Here is a 22,387-nt window from a genome sequence, read left to right as displayed (position 1 = left end):
CCTCCCACCCGGCACCCCCTCCAGACCTGCGACGGCTGCGACCGCGCGTTCCGCGCCCCGGAACCCGGCCGGTGCCGCGACTGCCGCGCCAGTCGAACCGAACTCCTGGAGGGCGCATGAGGAGAGCAACTGGCGCTCACGTTGCCCCGCTCCCCTGCCACCCGGCCGGGATAGCCTGGCCGGGGCACTCCCTGGAGGTGGACACGATGAGCACTCAGGCCGACCACGGACATGAGCTGGCCCCCCGCCCCCAGCACACTCCTGACGCCTTGCGCGCCGCCCTCGCCGCCGTCGATCCGGCTCGCCTGGAAGAGATGCAGGCCACAAAGGACGACGCCTTCGCCAAGGCGGTGGAGTGGCAGTCCCTCAGCCCGGTGCAGAGCTGGGTGTTGGCTTGGGCCCGCGACATCGAGATCGCCCGGCGTCCCGACCTGTCCGCCCGCTACGCCCGCGCGAAGAGCAACCTGGAGCACGAGGACCCTGCCATCGCCCAAGAGGCCCTGCGTGAACTGAGCGCCGTCCTGGACGAAGCCATGAACGCGGTCCGCGAGTGAGCTGGAAATGGGAGTACGCCTTCGGCGCGGAGGAAGTGGCCCGAACCGCTCCCATCGGCTTCCTCGCCGAGGTGGAACGCAAGGCGGATGAGCTGGTCAGGGCCGCCGAAGCCCTGCACATTCACGGACAGGCGCATGACGGCGTCGACCCTAAGGGCGGCGACGTCATCGTCCCCGGCGGCATGTTCACGTATCAGGTCGTCGTCCGCAGCGAGCGGATCTACGTCGTCCAGATCACGTACCTGGGCTTCTGACTCGCCACACGAAACGCAGCTCGCCGGCGCCCGTTGCGCGACAACGCAAAAGGGCCCGCACGACCGAAGTCGTACGGGCCCCTTCGAGCCACTCAGGTCAGTAGACCTTCAAGCCAGTCCGAGGACTTACTTGTTGATCTTGGTGACCTGGCCGGCACCCACGGTCCGGCCACCCTCACGGATGGCGAACTTCAGGCCCTCCTCCATGGCGACGGGCTGGATGAGCTCCACCTTCATCTCGGTGTTGTCACCCGGCATGACCATCTCGGTGCCCTCGGGGAGGGTCACCACGCCGGTCACGTCCGTCGTACGGAAGTAGAACTGCGGGCGGTAGTTGTTGAAGAACGGCGTGTGGCGGCCACCCTCGTCCTTGGACAGGATGTAGGCCTGCGCCTCGAACTCGGTGTGCGGGGTGACCGAGCCCGGCTTGATGATGACCTGGCCGCGCTCGACGTCCTCGCGCTTGATGCCACGGAGGAGCAGACCGACGTTCTCACCGGCCTGGCCCTCGTCGAGCAGCTTGCGGAACATCTCGATGCCGGTGACCGTGGTGGTGGTCTTCTCCGGCTTGATGCCCACGATGTCGACGGTCTCGTTGACCTTGAGGACACCACGCTCGATACGACCGGTGACGACGGTGCCACGACCGGTGATCGTGAAGACGTCCTCGATCGGCATCAGGAACGGCTTGTCGACGTCACGCTCGGGCTGCGGGATGTTCTCGTCGACGGCCTTCATCAGCTCGAGGACGGAGTTGCCCCACTCCTTGTCGCCCTCGAGGGCCTTGAGCGCCGAGACCTTGACGACCGGCAGGTCGTCGCCCGGGAACTCGTACTCGGAGAGGAGCTCACGGACCTCGAGCTCGACGAGCTCCAGGATCTCCTCGTCGTCCACCATGTCGGCCTTGTTCAGGGCGACGACGATGTACGGAACGCCGACCTGGCGGGCCAGGAGCACGTGCTCCTTGGTCTGCGGCATCGGGCCGTCGGTGGCGGCGACCACGAGGATGGCGCCGTCCATCTGCGCCGCACCCGTGATCATGTTCTTGATGTAGTCCGCGTGACCGGGGCAGTCGACGTGGGCGTAGTGACGCGTCTCGGTCTGGTACTCGACGTGCGCGATGGAGATGGTGATACCGCGCTGGCGCTCCTCAGGAGCCTTGTCGATCTGGTCGAAGGCCGAGGCCTCGTTCAGGTCCGGGTACGCGTCGTGCAGCACCTTGGTAATGGCGGCCGTGAGGGTCGTCTTACCGTGGTCGATGTGACCGATGGTGCCGATGTTGACGTGCGGCTTAGTCCGCTCGAACTTCGCCTTCGCCACTGGGGTCCTCCTGAGAGTGGTTCTGGTACGCCTTACTCATCGGCGCCAGGTGATCTTTGCTGGAAAGCCCGGGCCTCGGGGCATTCGCGCCGCGATTGCGACGGAATGCCCCTCGAGCACCGGAGTCAAGCCTACGGCGTGTAGACGCGGTGCGTTACTCGCCCTTGGCCTTCGCGATGATCTCCTCGGCGACGTTCCGGGGAACCTCGGCGTAGGAGTCGAACTGCATCGAGTAGCTTGCGCGACCCGACGTCTTGCTGCGGAGGTCTCCGACGTAGCCGAACATCTCCGAGAGGGGCACGAGGCCCTTCACGACACGGGCACCGGCCCGCTCCTCCATGGCCTGGATCTGACCACGGCGGGAGTTGATGTCGCCGATGACCTCACCCATGTAGTCCTCGGGCGTGGTGACCTCGACGGCCATCATCGGCTCGAGCAGCACGGGGCTGGCCTTGCGCGCGGCCTCCTTGAAGGCCTGCGAACCGGCGATCTTGAACGCCAGCTCGGAGGAGTCGACCTCGTGGTAGCCACCGTCGATCAGGGTGACGCGCACGCCGGTCATCTCGTAGCCGGCGAGGATGCCGAACTGCATGGCCTCCTGCGCACCGGCGTCCACCGAAGGGATGTACTCCTTCGGGATACGACCACCGGTCACCTTGTTCACGAACTCGTACGAGGCGTCGCCGCCCTCGATCGGCTCGATCGCGATCTGCACCTTGGCGAACTGACCGGTACCACCGGTCTGCTTCTTGTGGGTGTAGTCCACGCGCTCGACGGCCTTGCGGATCGTCTCACGGTAGGCGACCTGCGGCTTGCCGACGTTGGCCTCGACCTTGAACTCACGGCGCATACGGTCGACCAGCACCTCGAGGTGCAGCTCGCCCATACCGCCGATGATGGTCTGGCCCGTCTCCTCGTCCGAGTGGACCTGGAACGACGGGTCCTCCTCGGCGAGGCGCTGGATCGCGACGCCCAGCTTCTCCTGGTCGCCCTTCGACTTGGGCTCGATGGCGACCTGGATGACCGGCGCCGGGAAGTCCATGGACTCCAGGATGACCGGGTTCTTGTCGTCGGACAGCGTCTCACCCGTGGTGGTCTGCTTGAGACCCATCACGGCGACGATGTCGCCGGCGCCCACCGACTCGATCTCCTCACGCTTGTTCGCGTGCATGCGGTAGATCTTGCCGATGCGCTCCTTCTTGCCCTTCACCGAGTTCAGCACGGCGGTGCCGGACAGGAGGCGGCCGGAGTACACGCGGACGAAGGTGAGCTTGCCGAGGTGCGGGTCGCTCATGATCTTGAACGCCAGCGCGGCGAGGGGCTCGTCCTCCGACGGCTTGCGCGCGACGACCTTCTCCGGGTCCTTGACGTCGTGGCCCTCGATGGCCTCGACGTCGAGCGGAGTCGGCAGGTAGCGCACGACCGCGTCGAGCAGGGGCTGAACGCCCTTGTTCTTGAACGCGGTGCCGCAGAACACGGGGGTGACGGTGGTGCCGCCGCCCTTGCCGGACGCGATGGTGATACGACGGATCGCGGCGTAGAGCTGCTCCACGGTGGGCTCGGTGCCCTCCAGGTACAGCTCCATCAGCTCTTCGTCGTTCTCGGCGACGGCCTCGAGCAGCTTGCCGCGGTACTCCTCGGCAGCCTCGGCGTGGGTGTCCGGGATGTCGACGGTGTCGTACATCTCGCCCTTGGTCGCCTCGGCCGACCAGACCAGGGCCTTCATCGTCACGAGGTCGATGACGCCCTTGAAGTCCGCCTCGGCACCGATCGGCAGCTGCATGACCAGCGGCTGGGCGCCCAGGCGGTCCGAGATCATGTCCACGCAGCGGTGGAACTCGGCGCCGGTACGGTCCAGCTTGTTCACGAAGCAGATGCGGGGCACGCCGTAACGGTCGGCCTGACGCCACACCGTCTCGGACTGCGGCTCGACACCGGCGACACCGTCGAACACCGTCACGGCACCGTCGAGCACACGCAGGGAGCGCTCCACCTCGACGGTGAAGTCGACGTGACCCGGGGTGTCGATGATGTTGATGGTGTAGTCGTTGTCCTCGAGCGGCCAGTGACAGGTGGTCGCAGCAGACGTGATCGTGATGCCACGCTCCTGCTCCTGCTCCATCCAGTCCATGGTGGCAGCGCCGTCGTGGACCTCACCGATCTTGTAAGACACACCGGTGTAGAACAGGATCCGCTCGGTGGTGGTCGTCTTGCCCGCGTCGATGTGGGCCATGATCCCGATGTTGCGGACCTTGGCCAGGTCAAGTGAAGTGGTAGCCATAAGGCTTCAGTCTTCTCTCGGTCTCGATGTGGGTAGCGACTACCAGCGGTAGTGCGCGAAGGCCTTGTTGGACTCGGCCATCTTGTGGGTGTCCTCGCGCTTCTTCACAGCGGCACCGAGGCCGTTGGACGCGTCGAGAAGCTCGTTGAGCAGGCGCTCGGTCATCGTCTTCTCGCGACGGGCGCGGGAGTAGCCGACCAGCCAGCGCAGCGCGAGCGTGTTGGCGCGACCGGGCTTGACCTCGATCGGAACCTGGTACGTCGCACCACCGACACGGCGGGACTTGACCTCGAGGGTCGGCTTGATGTTCTCCAGCGCGCGCTTCAGCGTGATGATCGGGTCGTTGCCCGTCTTCTCACGCAGACCCTCCATGGCGCCGTAGACGATGCGCTCGGCGGTGGAGCGCTTGCCGTTCAGCAGCACCTTGTTGATGAGCGACGTGACCAGAGGAGAACCGTAGACCGGGTCGATGATGACCGGGCGCTTCGGGGCGGGGCCCTTACGAGGCATTCTTACTTCTCCTTCTTGGCGCCGTAGCGGGAACGGGCCTGCTTGCGGTTCTTGACACCCTGGGTGTCGAGGGAGCCACGGATGATCTTGTAGCGAACACCCGGCAGGTCCTTCACACGGCCGCCGCGCACGAGCACGATGGAGTGCTCCTGCAGGTTGTGTCCCTCACCCGGAATGTAAGCGGTGACCTCGATCCCGCTGGTCAGACGCACACGCGCGACCTTACGCAGGGCCGAGTTCGGCTTCTTCGGGGTGGTCGTGAACACACGCGTGCAGACGCCCCGGCGCTGAGGGGAACCCTCGAGTGCGGGCGTCTTGTTCTTCTCGACCTTGTCCTGCCGGCCCTTCCGGACCAGCTGCTGGATCGTAGGCACTACTTCTCCGGTTTCTGTGTGCCGAATGGTGAAGCTAACCTGGAACGTCGCCGACCCACGCGGTCGGGTGTGTCGAACCCGCGGACTCCCGCCGCGAGGCAGAAACTGCGCAGATTACGGTGGCCGGTGTCAGCTCGCCGTGCGGTTCATGGCACACACGCGAGCCAGGGCACACCCCAGGCACAAGGTCTGAGCGTACCTACCGCATTCGCTGCGGTCAAAACAAATGGGCACCGCCCGCATCGCCATGCGGGACATGTCAAGCCCCCGAGCCGTTGTCGATCTTCGATTCGGCGGCCCGTGTCCGAAATGCACACCTTCACGATGCTACGACGGACACCACCGTGAGCAACACCAGAACGAGTGCCCAGCCCGCCGTGGACAACCACCCGAGCACCAGACCGGTCAGCGCGAGCCCGTCCCCCAGCTCTCCCCGGCTGCGGATCTCGGCCCGGGCCACATGCCCCAGCACCACCGCCGGGATCCCGGTGAGCCCCATCGTCGGCACGCACAGCAGCCCGCACACCCCGGCCGCGACGGCCTTCCCGTTGGTCCGCGCCCGCGGCACCGGCATGAAGGTCGTCGGCACGGGCACGACCGAGGCCGGCTGCGGCATCGGCCCCTGCGGCAGATCGGCGACGAGCAGCGCCAGCTCCCCCACGGTCCGCGCCGCGTACGCCCGCCCGACCCGCTTCTCGAACTCGCCCTGATCCATCCGCCCCTCGCCGTACCCGGCTCTGAGCACGTCCACGGCCCGCTCCCGATCGGCATGCGACGCGAGCATCGAGGGAGCACCAGGACCCTGCCAGGGCTGCCAGGACGGATAGTGCGGCTGCGACACGGAGCACCTCCCGGGTGCCGGAGTCCTTCCATGATGCGCCGAAGCGGGGGTTTCCGGCACCGGTGCGTCGACGGCAGGGCGTCGTATGTCGGCCGGACGGCCGACATACGCCCCCTGGCGCGGGTACACGGCCCCGCATCTCCGCCATACGCCTGGACGCGCTGAAGGCCCGCCGGAGCGGCGTCCTGGCCGGTCCCATGCGGCACACCGGCCCACGCAACGCCGAAGGGCGGCCACCCCGCAGGATGACCGCCCTTCGACTCAAGCGACTCGCTTACTGGTTGTACGGACCGTAGTCGTAGTCCTCCAGCGGAACGGCCTGGCCGGAGCCCGTGCCGAACGGCGAGTAGTCGATGTCGTCGTAGCCGACGGCCGAGTACATCGCGGCCTTGGCCTCCTCGGTCGGCTCGACCCGGATGTTGCGGTAGCGGGACAGACCCGTACCGGCCGGGATGAGCTTACCGATGATGACGTTCTCCTTGAGGCCGATGAGGCTGTCGGACTTGGCGTTGATCGCCGCGTCCGTCAGGACTCGGGTCGTCTCCTGGAAGGAGGCGGCCGACAGCCAGGATTCCGTCGCCAGCGAGGCCTTGGTGATACCCATCAGCTGCGGACGACCGGAGGCCGGGTGACCGCCCTCCTGGACCACACGACGGTTCTCGGTCTCGAACTTCGAGCGCTCGACCAGCTCGCCGGGCAGCAGCTCGGCGTCGCCGGACTCGATGATCGTCACGCGGCGCAGCATCTGCCGGATGATGATCTCGATGTGCTTGTCGTGGATCGACACACCCTGCGAGTTGTAGACCTTCTGGACCTCGCCGACCAGGTGGACCTGGACGGCACGCTGACCCAGGATGCGCAGCACGTCGTGCGGGTTCGTGGCACCCACGGTGAGCTTCTGGCCCACCTCGACGTGCTCGCCCTCGCTGACCAGAAGACGGGCACGCTTCGAGATCGGGTAGGCCGTCTCGTCGCTGCCGTCGTCCGGGGTGACGACGATCTTCTTGGTCTTCTCGGTCTCCTCGATCCGCACACGGCCGGAAGCCTCGGAGATCGGGGCGACACCCTTCGGGGTACGGGCCTCGAAGAGCTCGACGACACGCGGCAGACCCTGGGTGATGTCGTCACCGGCCACACCACCGGTGTGGAAGGTACGCATCGTCAGCTGGGTACCGGGCTCACCGATGGACTGCGCGGCGATGATGCCGACCGCCTCACCGATGTCGACCAGCTTGCCGGTGGCCAGCGAACGGCCGTAGCACATCGCGCAGGTACCGACGGCGGACTCGCAGGTCAGAACCGAGCGGGTCTTGACCTCCTCGACGCCACGCTGCACGAGCTCCTCGATGAGGACGTCGCCCAGGTCGGTGCCGGCCGGGGCCAGCACCTGTCCCTCGACCACGATGTCCTCGGCGAGGCAGCGCGCGTACACGGAGGTCTCGACGTCCTCCGTCTTGATCAGCGCGCCCTCGGCGTTCCGGTCGGCGATCTTCAGACGCAGACCGCGCTCGGTGCCGCAGTCCTCCTCGCGAATGATGACGTCCTGGGAGACGTCGACCAGACGACGCGTGAGGTAACCCGAGTCGGCGGTACGCAGAGCGGTGTCCGCCAGACCCTTACGGGCACCGTGCGTGGAGATGAAGTACTCCAGCACGGACAGGCCCTCACGGAAGGAGGCCTTGATGGGACGCGGGATCGTCTCGTTCTTCGCGTTCGACACCAGACCACGCATACCGGCGATCTGACGCATCTGCATCATGTTGCCTCGTGCACCCGAGTTCACCATCATGAAGATCGGGTTGGTCTTCGGGAAGTTGTCGTTCATCGCCTCGGCGACCTCGTTGGTCGCCTTGGTCCAGATCGCGATGAGCTCCTGCGTGCGCTCGTCCTTGGTGATCAGACCGCGCTCGTACTGCTTCTGGACCTTCTCGTCCTGCGCCTCGTAGCCCTTGACGATCTCCTTCTTCGCCTCGGGAACGACGACGTCGGAGATGGCCACGGTCACGCCGGAGCGGGTCGCCCAGAAGAAGCCGGCCGCCTTCAGGTTGTCGAGCGTCGCCGCCACGATGACCTTGGGGTAGCGCTCGGCGAGGTCGTTGACGATCTCGGAGAGCTGCTTCTTGCCGACCTCGTAGTCGACGAACGGGTAGTCCTCGGGCAGCAGCTCGTTGAAGAGCGCACGGCCCAGGGTGGTGTTCAGCCGGAAGGGGTCACCCTGCTGCCACTCGCCCGCGGCGGAGCCGCCATCGGATGCAGCGCCCTCCTCACGCGCCGGCGGGGTCCAGCCACGCGGCGGGATGGTGCCGACCGGGAAGCGGACGTCGATCTTCGACTGGAGCGACAGCTCGCCCGCGTCGAAGGCCATGATCGCCTCGGCGACCGAGGCGAAGGAACGGCCCTCACCCTTGAGGTCGCGCATCTCGCCGTCGGTGGTGAGGAAGAACAGACCGAGGACCATGTCCTGGGTCGGCATCGTCACCGGGCGGCCGTCGGCCGGCTTGAGGATGTTGTTCGAGGACAGCATCAGGATGCGGGCCTCGGCCTGCGCCTCCGCGGACAGCGGCAGGTGCACGGCCATCTGGTCACCGTCGAAGTCCGCGTTGAACGCGGTGCAGACGAGCGGGTGGATCTGGATGGCCTTGCCCTCGACCAGCTGCGGCTCGAAGGCCTGGATGCCGAGGCGGTGCAGCGTGGGCGCACGGTTCAGCAGAACCGGGTGCTCCGCGATGACCTCTTCCAGCACGTCGTACACGACCGTGCGGCCGCGCTCGACCATGCGCTTGGCGCTCTTGATGTTCTGCGCGTGGTTCAGGTCCACCAGGCGCTTCATCACGAACGGCTTGAAGAGCTCCAGCGCCATCGCCTTCGGCAGACCGCACTGGTGCAGCTTGAGCTGCGGACCGACGACGATCACGGAACGCGCGGAGTAGTCCACACGCTTACCGAGCAGGTTCTGACGGAAGCGACCCTGCTTGCCCTTCAGCATGTCGCTGAGGGACTTCAGCGGGCGGTTACCGGGACCGGTGACCGGGCGACCACGACGGCCGTTGTCGAACAGCGCGTCGACGGCCTCCTGGAGCATGCGCTTCTCGTTGTTCACGATGATCTCGGGCGCACCGAGGTCGAGAAGGCGCTTCAGGCGGTTGTTCCGGTTGATCACACGGCGGTACAGGTCGTTCAGGTCGGAGGTCGCGAAGCGGCCACCGTCCAGCTGCACCATCGGGCGGAGGTCCGGCGGGATGACCGGCACGCAGTCGAGCACCATGCCCTTGGGGCTGTTGCTGGTCTGCAGGAACGCGGAGACGACCTTCAGGCGCTTGAGCGCACGGGTCTTCTTCTGGCCCTTGCCGGTACGGATGATCTCGCGGAGGCGCTCGGCCTCCTCGTCGAGGTCGAAGGACTCCAGGCGCTTCTGCAGCGCCGCGGCACCCATCGAGCCGTCGAAGTACGTGCCGAAGCGGTCACGCAGCTCGCGGTAGAGCAGCTCGTCGCCCTCGAGGTCCTGGACCTTGAGGTTCTTGAAGCGGTTCCACACCTCGTCGAGGCGGTCGATCTCGCGCTGCGCACGGTCGCGCAGCTGCTTCATCTCGCGCTCGGCACCCTCGCGCACCTTGCGGCGCACGTCGGCCTTGGCGCCCTCGGCCTCCAGCTCGGCCAGGTCGGTCTCGAGCTTCTTGGCGCGGGCCTCGAGGTCGGCGTCGCGGCGCTGCTCGATCTGCTGACGCTCGACGGAGACGTGGGCCTCCAGCGAGGGCAGGTCGCGCGTACGGCGCTCCTCGTCGACGTACGTGATCATGTACGCCGCGAAGTAGATGACCTTCTCGAGGTCCTTGGGGGCCAGGTCGAGCAGGTAGCCCAGACGCGACGGCACGCCCTTGAAGTACCAGATGTGCGTGACCGGCGCGGCCAGCTCGATGTGGCCCATCCGCTCACGGCGCACCTTGGCGCGGGTGACCTCGACGCCACACCGCTCACAGATGATGCCCTTGAAGCGGACACGCTTGTACTTGCCGCAGTAGCACTCCCAGTCCCGGGTCGGACCGAAGATCTTCTCGCAGAAGAGTCCGTCCTTTTCGGGCTTGAGCGTGCGGTAGTTGATCGTCTCGGGCTTCTTGACCTCGCCGTGGCTCCACTGACGGATGTCGTCAGCGGTGGCCAGACCGATCCGGAGCTCGTCGAAGAAGTTGACGTCGAGCACTATGCGTCAATCCCTCTCAGGGTTGTAAGTCATGGGGTCTGATACGGGGGTCCTGGGGCCGGAGGCCTTCATGACGAAGGCCTCCGGACTCCCGTCAGACCTCTTCGACGCTGCTCGGCTCGCGCCGGGACAGGTCGATGCCAAGCTCCTCCGCAGCGCGGAAGACGTCCTCGTCGGTGTCGCGCATCTCGATGGACATGCCGTCCGAGGACAGCACCTCCACGTTGAGGCACAGGGACTGCATCTCCTTGATGAGCACCTTGAAGGACTCGGGGATGCCGGGCTCGGGGATGTTCTCGCCCTTGACGATGGCCTCGTAGACCTTCACGCGGCCGGTCACGTCGTCGGACTTGATGGTCAGCAGCTCCTGGAGGGCGTACGCGGCGCCGTAAGCCTCCAGCGCCCACACCTCCATCTCACCGAAGCGCTGGCCACCGAACTGGGCCTTACCACCCAGCGGCTGCTGGGTGATCATCGAGTACGGACCGGTCGACCGGGCGTGCAGCTTGTCGTCGACCAGGTGGTGCAGCTTGAGGATGTACATGTAGCCGACCGAGATCGGCTCCGGGAACGGCTCGCCGGAGCGGCCGTCGAACAGCGGCGCCTTACCGGTCGGGAGCACCATGCGCTCGCCGTCGCGGTTCGGGATGGTGTGGTTCAGCAGACCGGCCAGCTCGTCCTCACGCGCACCGTCGAAGACGGGGGTGGCGACGTTGGTGCCCGGCGCGACCTGGTCGGCCTCGATGGCCTGCAGGCGCTGCGCCCAGTCGTCCGCGAGGCCGGAGACGTCCCAGCCGCGGCTGGCGAGCCAGCCGAGGTGGATCTCCAGGACCTGACCCGGGTTCATTCGGGACGGCACACCGAGCGGGTTGAGGATGATGTCGACCGGGGTGCCGTCCTCCAGGAACGGCATGTCCTCGATCGGCAGGATCTTCGAGATGACGCCCTTGTTGCCGTGGCGGCCGGCGAGCTTGTCACCGTCGGTGATCTTGCGCTTCTGCGCGACGTAGACGCGCACCAGCTGGTTCACACCGGGGGGAAGCTCGTCGCCCTCCTCGCGGTCGAAGACGCGGACGCCGATGACCTTGCCGATCTCGCCGTGCGGGACCTTCAGCGAGGTGTCACGGACCTCACGGGCCTTCTCACCGAAGATGGCGCGCAGCAGGCGCTCCTCCGGGGTCAGCTCGGTCTCACCCTTGGGCGTGACCTTGCCGACGAGGATGTCACCGGCGACGACCTCGGCACCGATGCGGATGATGCCGCGCTCGTCGAGGTCGGCGAGGACCTCCTCGGAGACGTTCGGGATGTCCCGGGTGATCTCCTCGGGGCCGAGCTTGGTGTCACGGGCGTCGACCTCGTGCTCCTCGATGTGGATCGAGGAGAGGACGTCGTCCTGCACGAGGCGCTGCGACAGGATGATCGCGTCCTCGTAGTTGTGACCCTCCCACGGCATGAACGCCACGAGCAGGTTCTTGCCCAGCGCCATCTCGCCGTTCTGGGTGGCCGGACCGTCGGCCAGGACCTGGCCCTCGATGATCCGGTCGCCCTCGTTGACGATGACCTTCTGGTTGACCGAGGTGCCCTGGTTGGAGCGGGCGAACTTGGCCAGCCGGTACGTGATGTACGTGCCGTCGTCGTTGGCGGTGGTGATGTAGTCCGCGGAGACCTCCTGGACCACACCGGGCTTCTCGGCCTTGACCACGTCGCCGGCGTCGACCGCGGAGCGGTACTCCATGCCGGTGCCGACGAGCGGGGACTCGGACTTAATCAGCGGCACGGCCTGACGCATCATGTTCGCGCCCATGAGGGCACGGTTGGCGTCGTCGTGCTCGAGGAAGGGGATCATGGCGGTCGCGACCGACACCATCTGGCGCGGCGAGACGTCCATGTAGTCCACGTCCTCGCCGGTGACGTAGTCGACCTCGCCGCCCTTACGGCGGACCAGCACCCGGGCCTCGGCGAAGCGGAGGTCGTCCGTCAGCTGCGCGTTGGCCTGCGCGATGACGAAGCGGTCCTCCTCGTCGGCGGTCAGGTAGTCGACCTCGTCGGTGACCTGGCCCTCGAACACCTTGCGGTACGGGGTCTCCACGAAACCGAACGCGTTGACCCGGCCGTAGGAGGCGAGCGAGCCGATCAGACCGATGTTCGGGCCTTCGGGCGTCTCGATCGGGCACATGCGGCCGTAGTGCGAGGGGTGCACGTCACGGACCTCGAAGCCGGCCCGCTCACGGGAGAGACCACCCGGGCCAAGAGCCGACAGACGGCGCTTGTGGGTGAGACCCGACAGCGGGTTGTTCTGGTCCATGAACTGCGACAGCTGGCTGGTGCCGAAGAACTCCTTGATGGAGGCGACGACCGGCCGGATGTTGATCAGGGTCTGCGGCGTGATCGCCTCGACGTCCTGGGTCGTCATCCGCTCGCGGACGACACGCTCCATACGCGCCAGACCCGTACGGACCTGGTTCTGGATGAGCTCGCCGACGCTGCGCAGACGGCGGTTGCCGAAGTGGTCGATGTCGTCGGTCTCGACGACGATGTTCGTACCGCTGTCGCCGACCGTCTCGGTCTCGCCCGCGTGCAGCTTCACCAGGTACTTGATCGTCGAGATGATGTCCTCGACGGTCAGGATGCCCGCGTCCAGCGGAGCGTCCGCACCCAGCTTCTTGTTGACCTTGTAGCGGCCGACCTTGGCCAGGTCGTAGCGCTTGGGGTTGAAGTAGAGGTTCTCGAGCAGCGTCTGCGCGGCCTCACGCGTGGGGGGCTCGCCCGGACGCAGCTTGCGGTAGATGTCGAGCAGCGCGTCGTCCTGGCCCTGGGTGTGGTCCTTCTCCAGGGTGGCGCGCATCGACTCGTACTCGCCGAACTCCTCGAGGATCTGCTCGGTGGTCCAGCCGAGCGCCTTGAGCAGGACGGTGACGGACTGCTTGCGCTTGCGGTCGATGCGCACACCGACCATGTCGCGCTTGTCGATCTCCATCTCCAGCCAGGCACCCCGGGACGGGATGATCTTGGCGGAGAAGATGTCCTTGTCGGACGTCTTGTCGATGGAGGAGTCGAAGTAGACACCGGGCGAACGGACGAGCTGCGACACCACGACACGCTCGGTGCCGTTGATGACGAAGGTGCCCTTGTTCGTCATGAGCGGGAAGTCGCCCATGAAGACCGTCTGGGACTTGATCTCGCCGGTCTCGTTGTTCGTGAACTCAGCGGTGACGAAGAGCGGGGCCGCGTACGTGAAGTCGCGGTCCTTGCACTCGTCGATGGAGTTCTTCGGCGGCTCGAAGCGGTGGTCGCGGAAGGTCAGCGACATCGACCCGCTGAAGTCCTCGATCGGGGAGATCTCCTCGAAGATCTCCTCGAGCCCGGACTTGGTGGGGACGTCCTGACCGTTCTCGAGAGCCTCCTCGACCCGACTCTGCCAGGCGGTGTTGCCGAGCAGCCAGTCGAAGCTCTCGGTCTGCAGCGCGAGCAGGTTCGGAACCTCGAGAGGCTCCTTGATCTTTGCAAAAGAGATGCGCAGCGGGGCAGTGCTGGCGGCGTTGTTCGTATTCGCGGTCGAGGCGTTGCGCGAGGCGGCCAAGAGGGGGTCCTTCCGAGGGCTCGGACTCACTACGCGCGTACCGGCCCCTCTCCCGTACATGGAGACAAGCTGTGCCGACAGGGCCGAAAGGCCAGGTCAAACATGTCTTGTCATCGATGCTCGGGCGAGGGCAGACCCCTGGTGACGGGCAGGGGACAGCTAACAGGCAGCGCAAAGGGTCAGTGTAGCCACTTGGCACACTGATGTCCAGTGCGGGTCCTGGAACCCGTGTTCACCCTCGTTGTTCCACTCCTGCGACAAGGCGCTGCCCTCAACGCACGTTAGTACTGCCCTCTTCGTCGCCGATCCATGCCTCGGATTCGGATCCTGTGACGACGCGTCCTGAGAATTGCGCGCTGCGTGCGGTTCGTCAAGGCCCCTCTGCCCGATCCGGGGCCGCCCGGAGACACGACGAAGATCACCATACCCCCCGTCACCGGGGCTTCAAGGCAACCGCGGCCCGCCCCCGAGAACGCCGAAGAGCGACCACCCGGATGGATGATCGCTCTTCCGCGCTTACGCGTTACACGTCCAGCGGGACGTGTTGTGGATCCTGACGGATCCGAGGGTGTTACTTGACCTCGACGGAGGCGCCGGCGCCCTTGAGGGACTCGGCGGCCTTCTCGGCGGCGTCCTTGGCGACCTTCTCGAGAACGGGCTTCGGGGCGCCGTCCACGAGGTCCTTGGCCTCCTTCAGACCCAGGGAGGTCAGCTCACGCACGACCTTGATGACCTGGATCTTCTTGTCGCCGGCACCCGTGAGGATGACGTCGAACTCGTCCTGCTCCTCGGCGGCCTCGGCCGGGGCGGCCGGGCCGGCCGGGCCGGCGACGGCGACGGCCGCGGCGGCGGTGACGTCGAACTTCTCCTCGAACGCCTTCACGAACTCGGAGAGCTCGATGAGGGTCATCTCCTCGAACTGCGCGAGCAGGTCTTCCTGGCTGAGCTTCGCCATGATGGCGGTCCTTCCACTAATTCGGCAGGTGCCGGATGTACATGTGAGGCGGGCGTACGTTCGGCCCGCGACGGTCGCCGCGTTCAGGCAGCGGCGGCCGGGATGCGAGCCGAGTTACTCGGCACCGCCCTGCTCGTCCTGCTTGGCACGGAGCGCGTCCACGGTGCGGACGAGCTTCGAGGGAAGCGCCTGGAAGAGCTGAGCAGCCTGGGACTGCTTGCCCTTGAAGGCACCCGCCAGCTTGGAGAGCAGAACCTCGCGGGACTCGAGGTCCGCAAGCTTCTTGATCTCATCGGCGGACAACGCCTTGCCGTCAAGGACGCCGCCCTTGATGACGAGGTTGGGGTTGTCCTTGGCGAAGTCACGGAGACCCTTCGCCGCCTCGACCGGGTCACCGGTCACGAAGGCGACGGCCGACGAACCCGCAAAGAGGTCGTCCAGCGTCGTGATCCCGGCCTCGTTGGCCGCAATCTTGGTCAGCGTGTTCTTCGCCACACGGTACTGAGCGTTCTCACCGAGTGAACGACGCAGCTGCTGGAGCTGCGCGACGGTGAGACCGGTGTACGCGGTAACGACGGCAGCGTTGGAGTTGCGGAACTTCTCCCGCATCTCCTCGACGGCATCGACCTTGTCAGGCCTCGCCATGAGCCTCGGCCTCCTTCCGGGTGTGTCGGACCGCGCGGACCCGAAGGAGGACTGGGGAAAACGAAACGCCCCGGCGCAAGCGCACGGGGCGTAGCTCGACCGGTTTCACACACGCACGAGGCGGTGGGCTCCGGGAGCTTCTCCAGTGTCACCTGCGCGGGTCGTCCGCCGTTCAGCGGATCCTTCGGCCACCGCGCCCTCTGATGAGCACGCGGTAACGACCAGCGGTCTTTGGCTTCTGTAGGAGAGTACGGGAACGGATCGCCGTCAAGCAAATCCGCCCGTACGGCTGATCAGCGCGGGGCGGTTCAGCCCTGCCCCAGCTCCTTGAACATCTCGCCGAGGTCCGCGACCTCCTTGGTCAGCGGGGCCGTGACGGTGACCGGCTCGGGCAGGAGGAGCATCAATGAACGGGGCCTCAGGGCTTGCCGGTCTGTTTGCGCATCAGGTCGTCGAAGTCCCCGGTGTCGGACCGCGGCGGGCGCTCGGCCCGGACGGTCGCGCCGTAGTCGGCGTAGTGCGCCGTCTGTGTCATCAGGCCCGTGGCCGTCCGTGCCTTCTCGACCTTCTTGACCAGCAGGTTCCGCTCATCGATCCAGATGTCGACGGTCTCGGTGGTCACACCGGCCTCGGTGAGCTGCTTGCGCAGGCCGGCGTCGGCGATGTCGGCCGCCGCGACGGTGCCGGACCAGTGCGTGGCAGACCGGCCGCGCACGGTTTCCCGGCCGACCTTCCTGACGTCGCCCGAGGACAGCAGGAGCTTCACGGACTGGTTGGGCGTGGTGCTGCGCATCCGGTCGCCGAGGTGGCCGCCCGAGCCGCCGGCGAGGGCCTCGAGGTCCTCGTAGGCGTACCGGATCCACCGCTTGCCGCCCGCCTTCTCCGCGAACTTCTCGCCCATGCGCGCGTAGTACGCGTCGGGCAGGTAGCGGGCCTCCATCGAGGTGGTGCCGAGGCGGCGCATGGTGTCGGCCACGGTGCCGCCGGTGTACGTGATGGTGAGGGTGCCGGTGATGCCGTCGTTCCAGCCGAGGGTGCCGTCGGCGCTCATGGACATCAGCGAGCCCATGGTGGTCGTGGACTCGACCCGGGCGGACGCGGCGTGTTCGGTGGCGCGTTCGGCGGAGCGCAGGACCGCGAGGGTGCGCCCGCGCGGGGCCCGGTCGTCCTGGCCGGCGCCGTCGGAGGAGTCCTGGGACGTGCAGGCGGCCACCCCCGTCAGCGCGGTCGCCACCGCGAGCACCAGGCCCACGCGGCGCACGGTCGAGCCCTGCATACGTCCCCCCGTTCGCATCCGGTTCCCGCACGTTAACCCAGGCCACCGGCGTACGTACCGGAAAAGGGAACGGGCCCCGCACCTGTAAGAGGTGCGGGGCCCGTGACCGGTTGGGTGAGCCGTCAGGCTCAGACCGCAGCCGGGTCCTCCTCGACGAGGAGGTTGCGGGTGCGGTTGGAGTCGACCGGAATGCCGGGGCCCATCGTGGTGCTGATGGCGGCCTTCTTGATGTAGCGACCCTTGGCGGCGGACGGCTTCAGACGGAGGATCTCCTCCAGGGCCGCGCCGTAGTTCTCCACCAGCTTGGTGTCGTCGAACGACGTCTTGCCGATGATGAAGTGCAGGTTCGCGTGCTTGTCGACGCGGAACTCGATCTTGCCGCCCTTGATCTCGGTGACGGCCTTGGTGACGTCGGGGGTGACGGTACCGGTCTTCGGGTTCGGCATCAGACCACGCGGACCGAGCACCCGGCCGAGGCGGCCGACCTTGCCCATGAGGTCCGGGGTGGCGACGACGGCGTCGAAGTCCAGACGGCCCTTCGACACCTCGTCGATCAGCTCGTCGGCGCCGACGATGTCGGCGCCCGCGGCACGCGCGGCCTCGGCACGGTCACCGGTCGCGAAGACCAGGACCCGGGCGGTCTTACCGGTGCCGTGCGGAAGGTTCACGGTGCCACGGACCATCTGGTCGGCCTTGCGCGGGTCGACACCCAGGCGGAAGGCGACCTCGACGGTGCCGTCGAACTTGGTCGTGGAGGTCTCCTTGGCGAGACGGACGGCCTCGAGCGGGGCGTAGAGCTTCTCCCGGTCGACCTTGGCGTCCGCAGCGCGAAGGGACTTGCTGCGCTTGCTCACTACTGCTCCTGTGGATTCTTAGGAGTCGTGGTCCGGGCCGAGCAGGCCCCGCCACTACTGCTGGTGGTGGTTGGGGCTCAGCCCTCGACCGTGACGCCCATGGAGCGGGCGGTGCCGGCGATGATCTTCTCGGCGGCGTCCAGGTCGTTGGCGTTGAGGTCGGGCATCTTGGTCGTGGCGATCTCACGGACCTGGTCACGCGTGATCTTCGCGACCTTGGTCTTGTGCGGCTCGCCGGAGCCCTTCTCGATGCCCGCGGCCTTCAGGATCATCTTCGCGGCCGGCGGCGTCTTGGTGATGAAGGTGAAGGAACGGTCCTCGTAGACCGTGATCTCCACCGGGATCACCCAGCCACGCTGCGACTCGGTCGCGGCGTTGTAGGCCTTGCAGAACTCCATGATGTTCACGCCGTGCTGACCCAGCGCGGGGCCGACCGGCGGGGCCGGGTTGGCGGCACCGGCCTGGATCTGGAGCTTGATGAGCCCCGTGACCTTCTTCTTCTTGGGAGGCATAGCTCTCCGGGTCCTTTCGATTCGGGTCCTGCCCGCGTACGGGGACCACCCGGACGCAGGCATACCGCACAACGATAACGGGTATAGATGCGCGGCCAAAAACCGCGCAGGTCAGGCGGACGCTCGAGCGATCGCCTGACCTGCGCGGAAGCGGTGAATCCGGAAGTCAGTTCTTCTGGATCTGGTCGAAGGAGAGCTCGACCGGCGTCTCGCGCCCGAAGATCTCGACGAGGCCCTTGACCTTCTTCGAGTCGGGGTTGATCTCGTTGATGGTCGCCTGCAGCGTCGCGAACGGGCCGTCGGTGACGGTGACCGAGTCGCCGACCTCGAAGTCCAGCACCTGGACCTCGACCTTGCGCTGCGGAGCCGGCTTGCCCTCGGCCTCGGCGGCCTCGCGGGCGGCCTTCTCCTCGGCCTCGGGGGCGAGCATCTTGACGATCTCGTCCAGGGTCAGCGGGTACGGGTCGTAGGCGTTGCCCACGAAGCCGGTGACGCCGGGGGTGTTGCGGACGACGCCCCAGGACTCGTTCGTCAGGTCCATGCGGACGAGGACGTAGCCCGGGAGCTTGTTCTGCTTGATCGTCTTGCGGTCGCCGTTCTTGATCTGGACGACCTCTTCCTGCGGCACCTCGGCCTGGAAGATGTAGTCCTCGACGTTCAGCGAGACGGCGCGCTGCTCGAGGTTGGTCTTCACGCGGTTCTCGTAGCCGGCGTAGGTGTGGATGACGTACCACTCGCCGGGCAGGACCCGCAGTTCCTCGCGGAGCTTCTCGATCGGGTCGCGGTCGTCCTCGGGCTCTTCCTCGAGTTCTTCCGCGGCCTCTTCGGCGTCCTCGGTCTCCGCCTCGGCGGTGTCGTCCGCGACGGCGTCGGCAGCCTCGACCTCGGAGGAGGCCTCGGTGTCCTCGCTGTCCGCGCCCTCGACGATGTCGAGCTCGTCCTCGACGGACTCGACAGGCTCGATGGCGTCGTTCACGTTCGGGTCAGACACGGTGGCTGCTTCTTCCTGGATACATAGGGGTGGAACATGCGAAAGGAGCGCCGGGTACCTCGGCGCTCTTCGCGGACTGCTCAGCCGAACACGTACTTGGCGGCGTTGCTGAGCCCATAGTCAATCACGGTGACCAGGCCGATCATGATGACGACGAAGATGATCACCACGGTCGTGTAGGTCGTCAGCTGGTTGCGCGTCGGCCAGACGACCTTGCGCAGTTCCGCGACGATCTGACGGTAGAAGAGGGCGAGCCGCTTGAGCGGGCCCTTCTTGCCGCGCTTGCCGCCCTTGCGAGTCTTCTTGGACTCCGGCGCCTCGTCCTGGGCATCAGGCATGTCGATGGAGCCCACGGCGTCCGTCACTCGTCCTCACCTGATTCCGGGTCGTGGCCGTGCCGCGCCCGGTCTGAGCCGCACGGCGGTGCAGTGCTGTACGTACATGCGCACACATCCTGGCGAAGGTGTGTGTAGCAGGGCCGGAGGGACTTGAACCCCCAACCGCTGGTTTTGGAGACCAGTGCTCTACCAATTGAGCTACGACCCTTTGTGTGCCACCCAACGTACCGCATCCATCCGAATGCTTGGTGTGCACCGAACGGGCGCGGCCTGCGAGAGGCCAACGAGGTGAGAGTGTACGTGCTCGGCGGCCGGTCGTCGAACAGAAAGGGCCCGCGGGAGGGCCCGTTGGCGCAAGATCGCCTCCGGAAACGGGGGCGGATTGACGTGAATCCGCTGAAGATCGCCCAGGCCGCGCGGGTGATCCGCACTGTTGTTCAAGGGTTTGCCCGACGTTGTTCAGTCTGTGAAACCCCCGTGCCGCGCGCGTTTCCGGTCTGAAACGATGGGCCCCATGAGCGCTGCAACCCCTCCCACCGAGCGCCGGGTCTCCGCCCGAGTCGGCGCGATCTCCGAGTCCGCCACCCTCGCCGTGGACGCCAAGGCCAAGGCCCTCAAGGCCGCAGGGCGGCCGGTGATCGGCTTCGGCGCCGGTGAGCCCGACTTCCCCACCCCGGACTACATCGTCGAGGCCGCGATCGAGGCCTGCAAGAACCCGAAGTACCACCGCTACACGCCGGCCGGCGGCCTGCCCGAGCTGAAGGCCGCCATCGCCGCGAAGACGCTGCGGGACTCCGGCTACGAGCCCGACGTGTCGCAGATCCTGGTCACCAACGGTGGCAAGCAGGCCATCTACGAGGCCTTCGCCGCGATCCTCGACCCGGGCGACGAGGTCATCGTGCCCGCGCCGTACTGGACGACGTACCCCGAGTCGATCCGGCTGGCCGGGGGTGTCCCGGTGGAGGTCGTCGCCGACGAGACGACCGGCTACCGGGTGTCCGTCGAGCAGCTGGAGGCGGCGCGCACGGAGAAGACGAAGGTCGTCCTCTTCGTCTCACCGTCCAACCCGACCGGCGCGGTCTACAGCGAGCAGGAGACCGAGGCCATCGGCCGCTGGGCCGTCGAGCACGGCCTGTGGGTGATGACCGACGAGATCTACGAGCACCTCGTCTACGGCGGCGCCTCCGCCGTGTCGCTGCCTGCGGTGCTGCCGGAGCTGCGCGACAAGTGCGTCGTGGTCAACGGTGTCGCCAAGACGTACGCGATGACCGGCTGGCGTGTCGGGTGGATCATCGGCCCGAAGGACGTCGTCAAGGCGGCGACCAACCTGCAGTCGCACGCCACGTCGAACGTGTCCAACGTCGCCCAGGCGGCCGCGCTGGCCGCCGTCTCCGGTGAGCTGGACGCCGTCGCGAAGATGCGTGAGGCGTTCGACCGGCGGCGCAAGACCATCGTGCGGATGCTGAACGAGATCGACGGCGTGGTCTGCCCGGAGCCGGAGGGCGCGTTCTACGCCTACCCGTCGGTGAAGGCCCTGGTCGGCAAGGAGATCCGGGGCCGCCGGCCCAAGGACACGGTCGAGCTCGCCGCGCTGATCCTGGAGGAGTCCGAGGTCGCGGTGGTGCCGGGTGAGGCGTTCGGTACGCCCGGGTACCTGCGGCTGTCGTACGCGCTGGGTGACGAGGATCTGGTCGAGGGTGTGAGCCGGATCCAGAAGCTGCTGGCGGAGGCGCGGGACTGACGTCCGCTTCGCCGCTCCCGCGGCATGGGGCACATACCGGGTTCGGTATGTGCCCCATTTGTTTGTGCGAGCAAGACCACGAAAGGGGAAACGGCTACCGGGACGGCCGGGGCGTGCGGCAGGATCTTGGGATGGAGCGTGTACGTGATGTCTCTGAGCTGCCGAAGGCCCATCTGCACCTGCACTTCACCGGGTCGATGCGCCCCTCGACCGTGCTGGAACTGGCCGACAAGTACGGGGTGCGGTTGCCCGACGCGCTGACCGAGGCCCTGGTCGGCGGGGAGCCGCCGAGACTGCGGGCGACGGACGAGCGGGGCTGGTTCCGCTTCCAGCGGCTGTACGACGCGGCGCGCTCGTGCCTGCGGGAGCCGGAGGACATCCAGCGGCTGGTGCGGGAGGCCGCGGAGGAGGATCTGCGGGACGGGTCGGGGTGGCTGGAGATCCAGGTCGACCCGACGTCGTACGCGCCGCGGCTGGGCGGGCTGATTCCGGCGCTGGAGGTCATCCTCGACGCGGTGGAGACGACGTCGCGGGAGACCGGGCTCGGGATGCGGGTGCTGGTCGCGGCGAACCGGATGAAGCACCCGCTGGACGCGCGGACGCTGGCGCGGCTGGCGACGAGGTACGCGGACCGGGGGGTCGTCGGGTTCGGGCTGTCGAACGACGAGCGTCGGGGGATGGCGCGGGACTTCGACCGGGCGTTCGGGATCGCGCGTGAGGCCGGGTTGCTGTCGGCGCCGCACGGGGGTGAGCTCGCGGGGCCGTCGTCGGTGCGGGACTGCCTGGACGACCTGGGGGCGAACCGGGTGGGGCACGGGGTGCGGGCGGCGGAGGATCCGCGGCTGATGAAGCGGCTGGCGGACCGACAGGTGACGTGCGAGGTGTGTCCGGCGTCGAACGTGGCGCTGGGGGTGTACGAGAAGCCGGAGGACGTGCCGCTGCGGACGTTGTTCGAGGCGGGGGTGCCGTTGGCGCTGGGCGCGGACGATCCGTTGCTGTTCGGGTCGCGTCTTGCGGCGCAGTACGAGATCGCTCGGCGGCATCACGAGTTCACGGATGCGGAGTTGGCGGAGGTGGCTCGGCAGTCGGTGCGGGGGTCGGCGGCGCCGGAGGATGTGAAGACGAAGCTGCTGGCGGGGGTGGACGACTGGTTGGCGTCGTAG

Annotated in this window: 18 protein-coding genes, 1 tRNA gene and 1 pseudogene; 5 read left to right on the top strand and 15 right to left on the bottom strand. The window is 67.1% G+C overall.

What is annotated here, in order from left to right; all coding sequences use genetic code 11:
- The 3 genes and pseudogenes from K4G64_RS40575 to K4G64_RS28825 form a co-directional block, all read left to right on the top strand.
- Positions 1-120: pseudogene (locus K4G64_RS40575) on the top strand (helix-turn-helix domain-containing protein); the annotation flags it as partial.
- 86 nt (positions 121-206) lie between these two features.
- Positions 207-554: a hypothetical protein gene (locus K4G64_RS28830; RefSeq protein WP_221758896.1), complete on the top strand. Its 348-nt coding sequence runs from the start codon at positions 207-209 to the stop codon at positions 552-554.
- Complete coding sequence (locus K4G64_RS28825; protein WP_221758895.1) at positions 551-808, top strand: hypothetical protein; 258 nt, start codon at positions 551-553, stop codon at positions 806-808. Before K4G64_RS28830 ends, K4G64_RS28825 begins: the two co-directional genes overlap by 4 nt.
- Positions 809-934: 126 nt before the next feature.
- Here K4G64_RS28825 and tuf read toward each other — a convergent pair whose 3' ends face one another.
- The 15 genes from tuf to K4G64_RS28750 all read right to left on the bottom strand — a co-directional run bounded on the left by tuf (position 935) and on the right by K4G64_RS28750 (position 19,691).
- Positions 935-2,128 carry an elongation factor Tu gene (gene tuf, locus K4G64_RS28820; RefSeq protein WP_016434619.1) on the bottom strand — a complete coding sequence of 398 codons (1,194 nt, stop codon included), beginning with the start codon at positions 2,126-2,128 and terminating at the stop codon, positions 935-937.
- A gap of 154 nt (positions 2,129-2,282) precedes the next feature.
- Positions 2,283-4,409, bottom strand: coding sequence for an elongation factor G (gene fusA / locus K4G64_RS28815; RefSeq protein WP_221758894.1), 2,127 nt, complete (start codon positions 4,407-4,409; stop codon positions 2,283-2,285).
- 39 nt (positions 4,410-4,448) lie between these two features.
- Positions 4,449-4,919: a 30S ribosomal protein S7 gene (rpsG, locus tag K4G64_RS28810; RefSeq protein ID WP_003992340.1), complete on the bottom strand. Its 471-nt coding sequence runs from the start codon at positions 4,917-4,919 to the stop codon at positions 4,449-4,451.
- Positions 4,920-4,921: 2 nt separating this feature from the next.
- Complete coding sequence (rpsL, locus tag K4G64_RS28805; RefSeq protein ID WP_003948652.1) at positions 4,922-5,293, bottom strand: 30S ribosomal protein S12; 372 nt, start codon at positions 5,291-5,293, stop codon at positions 4,922-4,924.
- Positions 5,294-5,612: 319 nt separating this feature from the next.
- The gene (locus tag K4G64_RS28800; RefSeq protein WP_221758897.1) at positions 5,613-6,077 is read right to left on the bottom strand and encodes a DUF1707 and DUF4190 domain-containing protein; all 465 of its coding nucleotides are present in this window, start codon (positions 6,075-6,077) and stop codon (positions 5,613-5,615) included.
- A 331-nt stretch (positions 6,078-6,408) separates the two neighbouring features.
- Positions 6,409-10,332, bottom strand: coding sequence for a DNA-directed RNA polymerase subunit beta' (locus K4G64_RS28795; RefSeq protein ID WP_221758893.1), 3,924 nt, complete (start codon positions 10,330-10,332; stop codon positions 6,409-6,411).
- A 94-nt stretch (positions 10,333-10,426) separates the two neighbouring features.
- The gene (gene rpoB / locus K4G64_RS28790) at positions 10,427-13,912 is read right to left on the bottom strand and encodes a DNA-directed RNA polymerase subunit beta (RefSeq protein ID WP_030839719.1); all 3,486 of its coding nucleotides are present in this window, start codon (positions 13,910-13,912) and stop codon (positions 10,427-10,429) included.
- A gap of 571 nt (positions 13,913-14,483) precedes the next feature.
- Positions 14,484-14,867 (bottom strand): 50S ribosomal protein L7/L12, encoded by a 384-nt coding sequence (rplL, locus tag K4G64_RS28785; protein WP_031141278.1) that lies wholly within the window; start codon positions 14,865-14,867, stop codon positions 14,484-14,486.
- Positions 14,868-14,981: 114 nt separating this feature from the next.
- Positions 14,982-15,512 carry a 50S ribosomal protein L10 gene (gene rplJ / locus K4G64_RS28780; RefSeq protein WP_189591512.1) on the bottom strand — a complete coding sequence of 177 codons (531 nt, stop codon included), beginning with the start codon at positions 15,510-15,512 and terminating at the stop codon, positions 14,982-14,984.
- Between the two features lie 418 nt (positions 15,513-15,930).
- Positions 15,931-16,788 (bottom strand): hypothetical protein, encoded by an 858-nt coding sequence (locus tag K4G64_RS28775; RefSeq protein ID WP_221758892.1) that lies wholly within the window; start codon positions 16,786-16,788, stop codon positions 15,931-15,933.
- Positions 16,789-16,916: 128 nt separating this feature from the next.
- Positions 16,917-17,642, bottom strand: a complete 726-nt coding sequence (gene rplA / locus K4G64_RS28770; RefSeq protein WP_031102571.1) for a 50S ribosomal protein L1 — start codon at positions 17,640-17,642, stop codon at positions 16,917-16,919.
- Positions 17,643-17,719: 77 nt separating this feature from the next.
- The gene (rplK, locus tag K4G64_RS28765; RefSeq protein ID WP_003992325.1) at positions 17,720-18,154 is read right to left on the bottom strand and encodes a 50S ribosomal protein L11; all 435 of its coding nucleotides are present in this window, start codon (positions 18,152-18,154) and stop codon (positions 17,720-17,722) included.
- A 166-nt stretch (positions 18,155-18,320) separates the two neighbouring features.
- The gene (gene nusG / locus K4G64_RS28760) at positions 18,321-19,145 is read right to left on the bottom strand and encodes a transcription termination/antitermination protein NusG (RefSeq protein WP_221758891.1); all 825 of its coding nucleotides are present in this window, start codon (positions 19,143-19,145) and stop codon (positions 18,321-18,323) included.
- An 80-nt stretch (positions 19,146-19,225) separates the two neighbouring features.
- Entirely contained in the window at positions 19,226-19,510 is a 285-nt protein-coding gene (gene secE / locus K4G64_RS28755) for a preprotein translocase subunit SecE (protein WP_030839741.1), read from the bottom strand.
- 108 nt (positions 19,511-19,618) lie between these two features.
- Positions 19,619-19,691: transfer RNA gene (locus tag K4G64_RS28750), tRNA-Trp, on the bottom strand.
- Between the two features lie 306 nt (positions 19,692-19,997).
- Here K4G64_RS28750 and K4G64_RS28745 point away from each other — a divergent pair.
- Positions 19,998-21,224: a pyridoxal phosphate-dependent aminotransferase gene (locus K4G64_RS28745; RefSeq protein ID WP_190902040.1), complete on the top strand. Its 1,227-nt coding sequence runs from the start codon at positions 19,998-20,000 to the stop codon at positions 21,222-21,224.
- Between the two features lie 131 nt (positions 21,225-21,355).
- Positions 21,356-22,387, top strand: a complete 1,032-nt coding sequence (locus K4G64_RS28740; protein WP_221758890.1) for an adenosine deaminase — start codon at positions 21,356-21,358, stop codon at positions 22,385-22,387.

Source organism: Streptomyces sp. WAC04114 (assembly GCF_019733245.1).
Lineage (GTDB): Bacteria > Actinomycetota > Actinomycetes > Streptomycetales > Streptomycetaceae > Streptomyces > Streptomyces massasporeus_A.
Note: the sequence above shows the minus strand (reverse complement) of the source record. Positions and strands in the feature narration are given on the sequence as shown.

What these genes read in the sequence shown, in the direction of transcription:
- K4G64_RS28830 (WP_221758896.1), top strand. Translation starts at nt 207, where the DNA reads ATGAGCACTCAGGCCGACCACGGACATGAGCTGGCCCCCCGCCCCCAG.
- fusA (WP_221758894.1), bottom strand. Translation starts at nt 4,409, where the DNA reads ATGGCTACCACTTCACTTGACCTGGCCAAGGTCCGCAACATCGGGATC.
- rpsG (WP_003992340.1), bottom strand. Translation starts at nt 4,919, where the DNA reads ATGCCTCGTAAGGGCCCCGCCCCGAAGCGCCCGGTCATCATCGACCCG.
- K4G64_RS28800 (WP_221758897.1), bottom strand. Translation starts at nt 6,077, where the DNA reads ATGCTCGCGTCGCATGCCGATCGGGAGCGGGCCGTGGACGTGCTCAGA.
- rplL (WP_031141278.1), bottom strand. Translation starts at nt 14,867, where the DNA reads ATGGCGAAGCTCAGCCAGGAAGACCTGCTCGCGCAGTTCGAGGAGATG.
- rplJ (WP_189591512.1), bottom strand. Translation starts at nt 15,512, where the DNA reads ATGGCGAGGCCTGACAAGGTCGATGCCGTCGAGGAGATGCGGGAGAAG.
- K4G64_RS28775 (WP_221758892.1), bottom strand. Translation starts at nt 16,788, where the DNA reads ATGCAGGGCTCGACCGTGCGCCGCGTGGGCCTGGTGCTCGCGGTGGCG.
- rplK (WP_003992325.1), bottom strand. Translation starts at nt 18,154, where the DNA reads ATGCCTCCCAAGAAGAAGAAGGTCACGGGGCTCATCAAGCTCCAGATC.
- K4G64_RS28745 (WP_190902040.1), top strand. Translation starts at nt 19,998, where the DNA reads ATGAGCGCTGCAACCCCTCCCACCGAGCGCCGGGTCTCCGCCCGAGTC.
- K4G64_RS28740 (WP_221758890.1), top strand. Translation starts at nt 21,356, where the DNA reads ATGGAGCGTGTACGTGATGTCTCTGAGCTGCCGAAGGCCCATCTGCAC.